Raw genomic sequence first — 11,672 nt, 5'->3', positions numbered from 1 at the left:
TGACACGCGCTTCGCACGGCGCCGTTGACGATGATGGGCACCGTCAGCCACGCAACGGAGCTCATCATGGACGTCGTCACCAACAATCGCTGGGTGCAACGCACCACTGCGTTCGCGCGCTACCTGACCCTGCTGCGCCAATTCAATGCGGTCAATGAGTCGATCACGACCTTGTTGCCGGACCAGCGCCGCCAGATCGCGCTCACAGCGCTGGCCGAACTGACCCAGGCTGAGACATCGAGCGAAGCCCCGGTCGCCAGCGAAGCGACCAACTGGTCGGTCGAGGCCGCAGTGGCGTTCGCCCGCGTGCGTTCCCAGCACAATGCCATTCGCCTGGCCGGACTGAAACGCTGGCTGGTCTGCGCCTATCGCGCCACCTTCAACTCGCCCTACGGCGAGATCCAGAACCTGCATCGGCTGGTCCTGCGTGCACTGCGTCAGATGCATGGCGAACAGCTGCAGAAAGCCAGCGATCTGCGCCGCGACCAGCGCCGCTACGCCTGATCCCATCCATCATCGCCCGACCCCGAGGCGAACGACCGACCGGACCCGTGCCGGTCGGTTTTTTTATGCGCGGCAACTCGGTACCCGCAAGCGCTGTCCGGCACGGATGGCGTAACGCGGCGGATGCAGGCCATTGGCCTGGGCAACGGCAGGCACGCCGCAACCGAATCGCCGGGCGATGGCATGCAAGGTCTCGCCCTTGCGCACGACATGGGTACGCCCGGCGCCGGCAGGCGCAGACGCAGACGCGACCCAGGTCGAACCCGACGCCACCGGCGGGCGCGCGGCATTCAGCTCCGCCGCTGTCTGGGCCAGCAGGCCACTGCGGCAACGTGCGGCATAGGCTTTCGCAGCCGCCTCCGGGACATCCAGTGTCGTTCGGGCATCGATGCGTGCATCGGCCTCATATCTCGGATTGAGGTTGCGCAGCGTGCGGAACCAGCCACGCGGGTTGCCGAACTGGCCCATGCAGACCGACAGTTCGTTGATCGACATGGCGCGCTCCAGCACGATCTGTCCCGGTCGCGAATCGAACTTCGCGAACTCGAGGCCATAGTCCTCGGGATGCAGGAACAGCCAGGCAGCAGCGAGGACCATGGGCACGTAGTCGCGCGTTTCCGGCGGCAGCGCGTTGTAGACCGGCGCCTCCCAGAATCCACGGCTGCCGTTTCCGGACAGGCGACGCATGCGTCCCTCGCCGCCGTTGTAGGCACCGAGCGCGAGTTCGAGGTCGTTGTTGAGTTCGCGGAATCGATCGTTCAGATAATCGGCATTCGCACGCGTGATCAGTGCCGGATCGAAGCGATCGTCGAAGCCGCTGTTGCGGGCCAGCCCGTAGCCGCGCGCCGTGGCCGGCATGAACTGCAGCAATCCGGCAGCACCGGCGCGCGACACGGCATGAACCTTGCCGCCGGACTCCTTGGCCATGATGCCGAACAGCAAGGCTTCGGGCAGTCCAGCCTGCTCGTAGACCGGCCACATGCGATGGCGCAGGTATTGGTAATTCTCGTAGGTATCGAGCAGGTTCGGACGCATCCAGGTCAACCATTCCTCGATGCCGGCCTTGACCGCACCGTTCAGGCGAATGACCTGGTCGAGACGCTTGCCATTCAACATCGCCGCGGAACGCGCGAGTTCCGGCATGTCCACGGCGGGTGAGCCGGCATGTTCAACATGATCGGTCGTGGTCACGGCATCGTTCGGCTCGACCGGGTCGGTCTCGCGCTCGCCGAGCAGCGCGTGCGCCATGCGTGCGTTCGCCGTCGACTGGGCGCGCAGCGCCGTCATCGCATCGCAGGCCTCGGATTGCACGCAGCGGGTCACCGCTTCGTCCAGCGCGAGGCGCGCCTTGGTCAGCGCCGAGCCGCCGGCATTGGCCTCGCCACGCCGCCATGCTTCCATCGCGGACTCGAACCCGGCCAGGGCCGTGCTGACTTCGTCACCGGAAGCCGTGTGACCTTGTTGCGCCGCACGCTGCGGCTGGGAAGCACATCCGGCCAACGCCAGAACGAACACATAGGAAAAACGACGCATGACCGACACCCTGCACGAACTGCGCGCACGGTAGCCGCGGCGCCGGGTCGAGGCAACCGCTGCACATGAACAACGCAGCTAGAATCTCCGTTCGAACCTCAGGGAGTACGGACGTGAGCAGCATTCATCTCGGCAAGGGCGAACAGGATGTGCATCTGTTGTCGAAGTACGGCAATCGCCACGGCTTGATCGCCGGCGCCACCGGCACCGGCAAATCGGTATCGCTGATGGTGCTGGCCGAGGGCTTCTCGCGCATGGGCGTGCCGGTGTTCCTCTCGGATGTGAAAGGGGATCTCGCCGGACTCAGCCAGGCAGCCGCCGCACCGGGCGAAAAATTGCAGGCCCGCATCACCCGGCTGGGGCTGGTCGACTGGAAGCCCGAAGCCAATCCGGTCGTGCTTTGGGACATTTACGGCGACAAGGGCCATCCGGTGCGTACCACGGTGTCGGAGATGGGCCCGAACCTGCTCACCCGCCTGCTCGAATTGAACGAGGTGCAGGAAGGCGTGTTGCAGGTCGCGTTCCGTGTCGCCGACGACGAGGGCTTGCTGCTGCTCGACCTCGACGACCTGCGCGCCATGCTGACCTTCGTCTCCGAACACGCCAAGGAGATTTCGGCGAAGTACGGACTGGTGTCGCCGCAATCGATCGCCGCCATCCAGCGCGCCCTGCTGCAACTCGAAAACGATGGTGGCGGCCGCTTCTTCGGCGAACCGGCGCTTGATCTCGCCGACTTCATGCGCCAGGACATGTCCGGGCGCGGCATCATCAACGTGCTTGCGTCCGAACAGCTGATCCTGAAGCCGCGCGTGTATTCAAGCTTCTTGCTGTGGATGCTGTCGGAATTGTTCGAGAACCTGCCCGAAGTCGGCGACCTCGACCAACCGAAGCTGGTGTTCTTCTTCGACGAGGCACACCTGCTGTTCGACGATGCGCCGCAACAGTTGCAGCAACGCGTCGAACAGGTCGTGCGCCTGATCCGCTCGAAAGGCGTCGGCATTTATTTCATTTCGCAATTGCCCGACGACGTGCCGGCGGTGATCCTCGGCCAGCTCGGCAACCGCATCCAGCACGCGCTGCGAGCGTTCACCCCGCGCGACCAGAAAGCGGTGAAGACCGCCGCCGAGACGTTTCCGCCGAATCCGCGTGTCGATGTCGTCGAAGCGATCACCCAGCTCGGCGTCGGCGAGGCGCTGGTCACCACCTTGCAGGAGGGCGGGATCCCGTTGCCGGTGGAACGCACCCTGATCGTGCCGCCGCATTGCCGCATCGGCGCGATCAGCGACGACGAACGCCAACTGGTGCGGTCGCGCTCGCCCGTCGGTGCCAAATACGACACGGCGATGAACCGGGAATCGGCCTTCGAGCAATTGAACCGTGTACAGGAGCAGGCGGCCGCGGCCGAAGCGGCGCAAGCGCCCGCGGGCAAGGCCTCGCCCGCGGCGGATGCGGAACCCACCTGGGGCGAACGCTTCAAGGAATTCCTGTTCGGCACCAAGCGCCGTCAGGGTGCGATCGAGACGGTCGCGAAGTCGGCGATGCGCACGGCCGGCACCCGCATGACCAACCAGATCCTGCGCGGCGTGCTCGGCGGCGTCAGCGGCGGCACGCGCAGCCGTCGGCGCTGATCGATGGGACGCTGGCGACCGCCGCAGCCCGGCAGCACGGCGATCATCACGCCACAAGGCCATGCGCGTCTGAAAGCGGAGCTGGACGAATTGTGGCGACAGCGTCGCCCGGAAGTCGTCAAGGCGCTGGCCGCCGCGGCGGCCGAAGGCGACCGTTCCGAAAATGCCGAATACACCTACCGCAAGAAGCAACTCGGCGAGATCGATCGGCGCGTGCGCTACCTGAGCAAGCGCCTTGAATCGGTGCGCGTGGTGCACGAGCCGCCGAGCGATTGCAGCGCAATCTTCTTCGGCGCATGGTTCGAAGTCGAACAGGCCGACAGCGGTGCGTTGAAGCGTTACCGCATCGTCGGACCGGACGAGACCGATGCCGAACTCGGTCACATCAGCATCGACTCGCCACTGGCGCGTGCGGCGCTGAAAAAGCGTGTCGACGACGAGTTCAGTGCCGAACTGCCTTCGGGACGCTGCGACTTCGTCATCATCGACGTTCGTTACGAAGCGTGACCGTGGTCAAGGAGCATGGACAAGCGGGCGGAAAGCGGTAGCATCGGATCATCGACTGCGTCACCCGATGTCGTTCCTGTCCACAAGTACGTGTACCCAGGAGTTGCCCATGGTCGCCAGCAGTGGTTTTCGTTCCTGCGCGTTGTTCATCGGGCTCTGCGCCCTGTCTTCCAGCGCTTTCGCCGATGCGATATCGATCCGGGCCGACGAATGGCTGCCCTACAACGGCCCGTCGACGAAGAAGCCGCCCGGCTACATGATCGAACTTGCCGAGAAGATCGCGGTCGCCAATGGCCACACCATCAGTTACGCGACGATGCCCTGGGACGATGCCGTCAGCGCGGTTCGGCGCGGCGCGCATGATTGCGTGGTCGGCGCATTGAAGGCCGACGCCGAAGGCTTTGCGTTTCCGAACGAGGCCTGGGGCATGTCGCAGAGCGCGTTCTACACGCTCGACGATTCGAAATGGCGCTATGCCGGCATCGACAGCCTCGCCAACCAGCGCCTGGCGGTCATCGAGGGCTACAGCTACAGCGAAGAGGTCGACGCCTACGTCGAGAAGTTCAAGGCCGACCCCGCGCGCATCGTCGTGATTTCCAGCGCCGGCCGTGCCCAGATGAATGCGGTCTCGCGCCTGATTTCGAAGAAGGCGGATGTGCTGGTCGAGGACATCAACGTCGCCAAGCTGACGATCGGCAAGCTCAACTTGGCCGATCGCGTGGTGATGGCGGACGTCGCCACCGACCCGGAAGCGCTGTACATCGCGTGCACGCCGGCCGACCCGCGCGGCAAGGCCTACGCCGACATGTTCTCCGCCGGCATCGCCAAGCTGCGTGCTTCCGGCGAACTCGCGACCATTCTCGACAAGTACAACCTGAGCGATTGGGCCGCGGCGGAGTGACCCAACGGCGCGCGCCCCGAGTCAGCGCGCGATCGCCAGCGGCAGCGGATACCGGCGCCCCGGGCGAACCGGGCGGAAGCATTCGGCGCCGGCATAGAATGCCTCGTCCTGCGGTGCGTGCCAGCCTGGAATTCCCGACATCGGGAGCGGACGGAGTTCCTGCGGATCGGTAAGCCAGCGGGCATCGGCAATGGCGGCGGCGGTGAGGCCGGGAATCTCGTCGGCATCCTCCTCGCCGCACCAGACCAGACACTTCGCCGTCATCAGCTTGTTCGGCGTGAGTGCGTGTTCCAGCAAGGCATGCCCGAAGACCGCGACGCCGATCGCGCCTGTCTGCCAGTGCACCGGCCGAAACAGTTCGCGCCAGTCGTGCGCGTCCCAGGCCGGCAACAGCGAATGATCGCGCAGGCAGACGATGGCGCCGCCCTCGTCGAACAGGGTTTGCGCATACTGCGCCGGCGTCCGCTGCTTCGTGCCGATTCGCTGCACATCGCGATGCTGACGCAAGTTCAACGCCGACTTGATCGCCGGATAGCGACACCAGACCATCGCGTTCAACAAGTCGTGCCAGTTGCCGCTGCGGGTCGCGATCTCGCCGCGCTCGAAGATGCGCGCTTCATAATGCAGCCCATCGGCCAGCAGTTCCGGCGTCTGTGCGACGAAGCGCAACGGCTGCCGGGTGTAGGCATGCCGCAGGCCGGACAACCCGGCGCTCAACGTCCCGATCCCCGGCCATTCCGGCTGCGTGCACCAGTCGCGCCACGGCGCAAACCCGGCGAAGGCCGGATGCGCGAAGGTCGCAGCGGTCGTGTCCTGCCGCGCCGGAGCGAGATAGCGCCGCTTCACGATCCGACAGCGGTTCCGTGCAAGTCGTGTTCGTCCGAGCGTTCGATTTTCACATCGACGAATTCGCCCGGACGCAGGGTCTTCGTACCGACGGCGACATGGACGCGGCCGTCGATTTCCGGCGCATCGGCACGCGAGCGAGCGATGGCGACCGTCGGGCCAACCTCGTCGATCAGCACGCGCTGGATGCTGCCGACCTTCTGCCGGAGCCGCGCCGCACTGATCCCGGCCTGGCGCAGCATGAAGCGTTCGAGTCGCTCCTGCTTGATGTCTTCCGGCACCGGGTCCGGCAAGTCATTGGCCTTAGCACCACCCACCGGCGAGTAGGCAAAGGCACCGACGCGGTCGAGCTCGGCCTCGTCGAGGAAGTCCAGCAATTCCTCGAACTCGGCCTCGGTCTCGCCGGGGAAGCCGACGATGAAGGTGCTGCGGATCGTCAGTTCCGGGCAGATCGCCCGCCAGGCGCGTACGCGTTCCAGGGTCTTTTCACCCGATGCCGGACGCTTCATCAGCTTGAGAATGCGCGGGTTGGCGTGCTGGAACGGCACATCCAGATAAGGCAGCACCTTGCCGTCGGCCATCAGCGGAATGACGTGGTCGACATGCGGGTAGGGATAGACATAGTGCAGGCGTGTCCACACGCCCAGCTCGCCGAGGCCTTCGCACAAGGCCTTCATTCGCGTCTCGTGGTCGCGTCCGCGCCAGCTGCGCGTCGCATATTTCAGATCCACGCCGTAGGCGCTGGTGTCCTGCGAAATCACCAGCAACTCCTTCACGCCGCCCTTGACCAGACGCTCGGCCTCGATCAGCACCTCGTCGACCGGGCGCGACACCAGATCGCCACGCATCGACGGGATGATGCAGAAGCTGCAGCGGTGATTGCAGCCCTCGGAGATCTTCAGGTAGGCGTAGTGCCGCGGCGTCAACTTGATGCCTTGCGGCGGCACCAGATCGAGGAACGGGTCGTGCGGCGGCGGACGCTGCACGTGCACAGCATTCATCACGCTCGCGTAGTCCTGCGGCCCGGAGACCGACAGCACGTCCGGATACTTCTCGCGGATCAGTTCGGAACGCTTGCCCAGGCAGCCGGTCACGACCACCTTGCCGTTCTCGGCCATGGCCTCGCCGATCGCGTCCAGCGACTCCTCGACCGCAGCATCGATGAAGCCGCAGGTATTGACGATGACGACATCGGCATCATCGTAGCTCGGCACGATCTGATAGCCCTCGACCCGCAACTGGGTCAGGATGCGCTCGGAGTCGACCAGCGCCTTGGGGCAACCGAGACTGACGAAACCGACTTTGGGCTGGGACGCGGACATGGCGGGAACCGGGCGGAAAAACGGGCGCGGAGTATATCCGGCACGCCTGAACCGGGCGGGCGCCGCTATCATCCGCGCGCCCGTCCAGGACATCGCTTGAAAGCCTTCTTCCGTCGACTGCCGATCTTCGTCGCCGCATTGGTTGCGGCCTCCGCCATTCCGGCGGCGCTGGCCGACAGCGCCTTCGGCCACGGCGTCGAACGGGCCATGGACCTGCACCGCATCGCGCTCGGCCGCAATGGCCGCTTTGGCATCGAGATCGCCGCCGCCACCCTGTACTCGGCGACCCAGGACGCGGCCGGCGCCGAACGCCACTGGCGCAATGCACTCACCGTGGCGGATTCGCCGACCCAGCGCATGTACGTATTGCAGATGCTGGCCGAGAACAGCCTGGTCGCCGGCGACTACGACGCCGGCATCGAGACCGCGGAACATCTGCAGAAGCTGGCGGGCGAGCAGCAGCATGCCGGCTATCGCGCGCAGGCGGTCGGATTGCTCGGTCGCATCGCCCGCCGTCGCGGCGAATTGCAGGAGGCGTACGCCTTCCAGCAGGAATCCCTGCGCATCGCCCGTGCCGCGAACCATCCCGCCGACGCGGCCCTGGCCCTGGTGAACATCGGCACCGTGCTGCGCGACATGGGCCGCTTCTCGGAAGCCATGGACCAGCAGATGCAGGCTCTCGATATCCGCAAGCAACTCGGTCCGGGCAACCGTGTCGATGTGCCGTATCGCAACATCGGGCTGCTCTACCGCGAAATCGAGGACACCCAGTCGGCCCGCGAATATCTGGAAAAAGCCATCGCCGCAGCGCGCGAGGAATACGATCCGGCCGCGCTGTCTTCCGCGCTCGGCAGCTATGCCACCCTGCTGAACGATGTCGGCGAGTCGACCCTCGCGCTCGATACCGCACGCCGTGCTCTCGCAATCGACAGTCGCCTGGGCGACCGCCAGGGCATTGCTCTCGAACGCCTGGAAGCCGCACGCGCCCTGATTGCGCTGAAGCGCTGGAGCGAAGCCCGTATCGAGATCGATGCCGGCTTGCGACTCGGCGAATCCATGCGCCAGGCCGACGTGCTCGGCCGGGCCTTGCTGTATCGCGGCGACCTTTACAGCGGCGAGGGCCAGCTGGCCGCTGCGGAAGCCGCCTATGGTCGCTCGCTCGACTACCTCACGCGCGCCAAGCTGAAGCCGCAGTTGCACGCCGCCTACAAGGCGATCGAAGGCTTGCTGGAAGCGCGTGGCGAGGCGTTGCAGGCGCTCTCCTATGCACGCCAGCGCGCGGTGCTGCGCGAGGAACTGCTGGGCGTGACGGCGGCACGGCGACTGGCGGTGCTGGAACTCAAGCAGGACCGCGAACGCGCCGAGCGCCAGGTCGAGATGCTGCGCCTCGACAACTCACTGAAGGAGTTGAACCTGCGCACCGAGACCTTGCGTCGCCGCATCGGCATCGGCTTCATCGCCACCCTGGTGGCCCTGCTCGGCGTGGTGTTCTGGCGCCTGCGCGAAGCGCGCCGCAGTGCCCGCATCCTGTCCCGGAAGAACGATGAAATCTCGGCGCAGGATGCCGCGCTCCGCGCCGCGAATGCGCGCCTCACGGCCCAGACCCATGATCTGTTCCGCGCCGCCACCACCGACCCGCTGACCACCTTGTCGAATCGCGGCCATGTGATGCAGCAGATGATCGAACTGTTCGATCGCCACAAGGCGCAGGGGCTGCCGCTGTCGCTGCTGCTGATCGACCTCGATCGTTTCAAGCCGATCAACGACTCGATGGGCCACCAGTTCGGCGACCGCGTCCTGATCGCCGCAGCACGCGTGCTGCGCGAAGAGATGCGCGACGGCGATCCCCTTGGCCGTTATGGCGGCGAAGAGTTCATCACCGCCCTGCCCGGTGCCAGCGCCGAGGAGGCCCTGGTGACCGCCGAACGCCTGCGTCTGGCGATACAGCGGCGCATGGGCGTGATCGAGGGCGAGGCCATCGACCTGACCGCCAGCATCGGTCTGGCCGAACTGCACGAGACCGGCGCGACCTCATTGAGCGCACTGATTGCGACAGCCGACGACGCGCTCTACCGCGCCAAGGCGCTGGGTCGGAATCGCACCGAAATCTCCCGCTCCGGTTCCGACCGCCGCAAGCCGACATGATCAACGACTGGATCGAACTTGCCGCCGCCGACGGCCAACGCTTCCGCGCGTATCGGTCGCTGCCGCCGGAGGAACCGCTGGGCAGCGTCATCGTGATCCAGGAAGTGTTCGGCGTGAATCGCCACATCCGCTGGGTCGCCGAGCAGATCTCGGCGCACGGCTATGCCGCGTATGCGCCCTGCGTGTTCGACCGCGTCGGCGGCAATGTCGAGCTCGATTACGACGACGCCGGTATCGCGGTTGGTCGTGAACGCGTCGCCATGCTCGGCTTCGATCAGGCACTGCTGGATATCGCTGCAACAGCGGCCGTGGCCGAGGCGCACGGACCGGTCGGCGTCATCGGCTTTTGCTGGGGCGGCACGCTGGCCTGGCTGTGCGCGACGCGGCTCGGGCTGCCGGCCGTCAGCTACTACGGTGCACGCACGCGACCGTTTCTCGACGAGATTCCGAAAGCACCGCTGCTGATGCACTTCGGTCTGCGCGACGCGCTGATCCCGCAGGACTTCCACGACGAACTCAAGCACAAGCACCCCGATCTGCCCGTGCATTTCTATCCCGCCGGGCATGGCTTCAACTGCAACGAACGCGCCGATTTCCACGCCGAAAGCGCGGCGCTGGCGTGGCGGCGCACGTTCGCGTTCTTTCGCCAGCATCTCGCCGAGGCGCCGCGTTTTGCCCTGCATCCGGCGCTCGCGGGGGATTGCAGCGAAGTCGGCGAGCTGCCGCTGTGCCGCGTGCTGCTGATGAACGATGCGCGCTACCCGTGGGTGATCCTGGTGCCGAAGGTGAAAGATGCACGCGAGATCATCGACCTGGGGCGCGACGACCAGCACCGCCTCAGCGACGAGATCGCACGCGTTTCGGAAGTGCTGATATCGGTCTGCGAACCGACCAAGCTCAATGTCGCCGCACTCGGCAATCGCGTGCCGCAACTGCACGTGCACGTGATCGCACGTTTCGACGGCGACGCCGCCTGGCCGGACCCGGTCTGGGGCCGCGGCGAGCGCGAAGCCTACGGCGAAGGTCCGAAGCGCATGCTGATCAAGTCGCTGCGGACGGCACTGCGCCTTTAGGCCTTCGGCAAGGTCACGCCCTTCTGGCCCTGGTACTTGCCGCCGCGGTCGCGGTAGCTGACAGCGCAGACCTCATCGGACTCGAAGAACAGCATCTGCGCGACGCCCTCGTGCGCGTAGATTTTCGCGGGCAGCGGGGTAGTGTTCGAGAACTCCAGCGTGACGTGGCCTTCCCACTCGGGCTCCAGCGGCGTCACGTTGACGATGATGCCGCAGCGCGCGTACGTGCTCTTGCCCAGACACACGGTCAGCACCGATCGCGGGATGCGGAAATATTCGACCGTACGCGCCAGTGCGAACGAGTTCGGCGGAATGATGCAGATGTCGGACACGACATCGACGAAGGAATTCGGATCGAAAGCCTTCGGATCGACGATGGTCGAGTTGATGTTGGTGAAGATCTTGAACTCGTTCGCGCAGCGCACGTCGTAGCCATAACTCGACGTGCCGTAGGAAATCAGTCGGCCACCACCCGCATTGGTGCGGACCTGGCCGGCTTCGAACGGTTCGATCATGCCCTGCTGTTCCGCCATGCGGCGAATCCAGTGGTCGGATTTGATGCTCACGCTGCCACCTCGCGACAAAGGGCGGCAGTCTAGCGGGCGGCCGCGATCTTGGGCGCGTCGGGTGGGCGAAAGTGCCCGGTCACCGTCCATGCGAACAGCACGTCTTCCTCGCGCGCGCCGAAGGCGATGTTGTGCACGACCAGGCGGCGCCGGCCATCGGCGGCATAACGGGTGGCCACCACGCCGATGTGGGGACGCCCGTTTGACAAGCGCCAGCTGACGATATCGCCGGGCTGGTAGTCGCCCGGATCGGCGCTGACCGCAAGCGCCCAGCCGTGGCGCTCGAACCAGCGCTGCAGATTCGGCACGCGGCGATGGTCGATGTTGCGATCCGGCTTCGTCAGCCCCCAGTGTGCGGGATACGCTCGGAAGTGCGCGCGCATGTCGGCATTCAGTTCGCGCTGCAGATCGATGCCCGCTTCCCGCAACGCGCACCACCACGTCGGCACAGACGCCGGTGGCGATCGGCACATCGCCGTTCGGAAATTCGAGCCGGCGATAGGACGGATCGTAGGACGTGGTGACGCCGACCTGGTCGAGCGCCGCCGCGGCGACGACCTCGCCGGCGCCGGCATCGGCAACGACGCTGCCGCTGCCAGCCAGCAGCGCAATCATCGGCAAGCGAGTCACGATTCGCCGCATCGTGT

Annotated in this window: 10 protein-coding genes and 1 pseudogene; 6 read left to right on the top strand and 5 right to left on the bottom strand. The window is 65.8% G+C overall.

What is annotated here, in order from left to right; translation table 11 throughout:
- Window positions 1-66 precede the first annotated feature (66 nt).
- A complete protein-coding gene (locus tag IPP28_07735; protein ID MBL0040920.1) occupies window positions 67-504 on the top strand; it encodes a hypothetical protein in 438 nt (145 codons plus the stop codon).
- Between the two features lie 63 nt (window positions 505-567).
- Here the strand turns inward: IPP28_07735 and IPP28_07730 are convergent, their stop codons facing one another.
- A complete protein-coding gene (locus IPP28_07730; GenBank protein ID MBL0040919.1) occupies window positions 568-2,037 on the bottom strand; it encodes a transglycosylase SLT domain-containing protein in 1,470 nt (489 codons plus the stop codon).
- Between the two features lie 113 nt (window positions 2,038-2,150).
- Between IPP28_07730 and IPP28_07725 the strand changes: the two genes are divergently transcribed.
- From IPP28_07725 to IPP28_07715, 3 genes are all read left to right on the top strand, one after another.
- Window positions 2,151-3,665 carry a DUF853 family protein gene (locus IPP28_07725; protein MBL0040918.1) on the top strand — a complete coding sequence of 505 codons (1,515 nt, stop codon included), beginning with the start codon at window positions 2,151-2,153 and terminating at the stop codon, window positions 3,663-3,665.
- Window positions 3,666-3,668: 3 nt separating this feature from the next.
- Window positions 3,669-4,172, top strand: coding sequence for a transcription elongation factor GreB (gene greB, locus IPP28_07720; GenBank protein ID MBL0040917.1), 504 nt, complete (start codon window positions 3,669-3,671; stop codon window positions 4,170-4,172).
- A gap of 109 nt (window positions 4,173-4,281) precedes the next feature.
- The gene (locus IPP28_07715) at window positions 4,282-5,073 is read left to right on the top strand and encodes a transporter substrate-binding domain-containing protein (GenBank protein MBL0040916.1); all 792 of its coding nucleotides are present in this window, start codon (window positions 4,282-4,284) and stop codon (window positions 5,071-5,073) included.
- Window positions 5,074-5,094: 21 nt separating this feature from the next.
- On the opposite strand, the gene IPP28_07710 is transcribed toward IPP28_07715, so the two are convergent.
- On the bottom strand, window positions 5,095-5,922 hold the full coding sequence (locus IPP28_07710) for a DUF3025 domain-containing protein (protein ID MBL0040915.1): 828 nt from the start codon (window positions 5,920-5,922) through the stop codon (window positions 5,095-5,097).
- The gene (rimO, locus tag IPP28_07705; GenBank protein MBL0040914.1) at window positions 5,916-7,241 is read right to left on the bottom strand and encodes a 30S ribosomal protein S12 methylthiotransferase RimO; all 1,326 of its coding nucleotides are present in this window, start codon (window positions 7,239-7,241) and stop codon (window positions 5,916-5,918) included. The genes IPP28_07710 and rimO overlap by 7 nt, the downstream gene beginning before the upstream one ends.
- A gap of 96 nt (window positions 7,242-7,337) precedes the next feature.
- Between rimO and IPP28_07700 the strand changes: the two genes are divergently transcribed.
- Window positions 7,338-9,386, top strand: a complete 2,049-nt coding sequence (locus tag IPP28_07700; protein ID MBL0040913.1) for a diguanylate cyclase — start codon at window positions 7,338-7,340, stop codon at window positions 9,384-9,386.
- A complete protein-coding gene (locus IPP28_07695; protein ID MBL0040912.1) occupies window positions 9,383-10,459 on the top strand; it encodes a dienelactone hydrolase family protein in 1,077 nt (358 codons plus the stop codon). Before IPP28_07700 ends, IPP28_07695 begins: the two co-directional genes overlap by 4 nt.
- On the opposite strand, the gene IPP28_07690 is transcribed toward IPP28_07695, so the two are convergent.
- Window positions 10,456-11,025, bottom strand: a complete 570-nt coding sequence (locus IPP28_07690) for a dCTP deaminase (protein MBL0040911.1) — start codon at window positions 11,023-11,025, stop codon at window positions 10,456-10,458. The two genes, IPP28_07695 and IPP28_07690, sit on opposite strands and share 4 nt — an antisense overlap.
- 29 nt (window positions 11,026-11,054) lie before the next feature.
- Window positions 11,055-11,667: pseudogene (locus IPP28_07685) on the bottom strand (DUF1287 domain-containing protein).
- Window positions 11,668-11,672: the final 5 nt, after the last annotated feature.

Source organism: Lysobacterales bacterium (assembly GCA_016721845.1).
Taxonomy (GTDB): domain Bacteria; phylum Pseudomonadota; class Gammaproteobacteria; order Xanthomonadales; family Ahniellaceae; genus JADKHK01.
Note: the sequence above shows the minus strand (reverse complement) of the source record. Positions and strands in the feature narration are given on the sequence as shown.